The 1274-nt window shown below is 38.1% G+C and carries 2 protein-coding genes; one reads left to right on the top strand and one right to left on the bottom strand.

Annotation, left to right across the window (positions count from 1 at the left end; genetic code table 11):
* A partial coding sequence (locus C9J42_RS21245) for an SUMF1/EgtB/PvdO family nonheme iron enzyme (protein WP_107302305.1) occupies nucleotides 1–982 on the top strand: 982 nt, incomplete at its 5' end.
* Nucleotides 983–1032: 50 nt separating this feature from the next.
* Here C9J42_RS21245 and C9J42_RS21240 read toward each other — a convergent pair.
* A partial coding sequence (locus C9J42_RS21240; protein ID WP_233220761.1) for a hypothetical protein occupies nucleotides 1033–1274 on the bottom strand: 242 nt, incomplete at its 5' end.

Raw genomic sequence — 1274 nt, 5'->3', positions numbered from 1 at the left:
ATTAACAGCATGCACTGGAGAGACAACCGCTTCAGTAACCAGTAAAACGGTACCAGCTGAAAAAATCACTCAAATAGAAGCGAAAGTAAAAAAGCTCTACCCTGATGCAGATACCAAACTTCAACATAAAATCGTCGAAGTTGCTGTTGAATCACTTGAAAGCATGGTATTTATCAAAGGTGGAACCTTCATGATGGGCGCATTTAAAGCCCCTTGTAACCCCATTTCTACGGATAGAATGGATTGGTCGCCAGATGCTAAGTGTAATACCGCTTTGTCGAATGCTGAAACTGGCGCTAATTTTATGCATAAAGTAACCTTAAGTAACTACTCATTAGCTAATCATGAAACGACCTATCACGGCTTTGATGCTTTTAAAAGGGCGCATAATCTGCCCGTTGTCAAAGCTGAAAATAGGGCGAAATATGACCTTTCTGATGAACAGTTTAAAAATAAAGCAACACCAACCAAAACCTGGCAAGAGGCAAAAGATTACTGTTTATGGCTGGGTGAATTAACGGGTTCTCCGATTGATTTACCCACAGAAGCACAATGGGAATATGCAGCAAGAAATCGTGGAAAGTATCTATATTATGCTACTAATAACGGTTATATCCAGCGTAAAAATAGTCATTATTTGGTTAATGGTAGGTATGTCGATTACACAAAAGATGAATGGAATTATGGTGGCCTCTTTGAATCTAAAGATATTAAGCAATTCCCTCCTAATCCACTAGGTTTGTATGATATGACAGGTAATGTAACAGAGTGGATTAATGATTGGTATGCTAATGATTATTACCAACATTCACCCGAAATCGATCCTCAAGGACCATCAACAGGGACTAGAAAGGTCATGAGAGGTTGGGGGGGAGATGCACCATTTATAACCTCGCGAGGAGGTGAAGCCATTGTTCAAGATAAATATTACCCAACATACGGCTTTCGTTGCGCGGTTCAACAAACGACACCAGTAAAGTAGTATTCAGTTAGTGCCGACAATACCACTTGGCTATTGTCGGCAGCTCCAAATTAAATTTCTAATACTCTTTTCTTTTGTTTTCTATGTTGGAAATCATAAATGGTGAATGGAGTTGAAGGGATCATCCCCATATTATCTAAATGATTTACACTAGCTAATTGAGCTATCCATTGATTAAATTCTATTTGCTGTTTTCCATCTAAAATTTTATTTATTCGCTGTAGGTTATTTATAAGCGCATTATCTGAACTTTGTTTTTTACCTTCGATATTCATGTGGGCTAACACTTCAA

The sequence above is a fragment of the Photobacterium sp. GB-56 genome, from assembly GCF_003026105.1.
Classification (GTDB): Bacteria; Pseudomonadota; Gammaproteobacteria; order Enterobacterales; family Vibrionaceae; genus Photobacterium.
The sequence above is the reverse complement of the archived record's forward strand: the minus strand, read 5'-3'. Positions and strand labels throughout refer to the sequence as shown.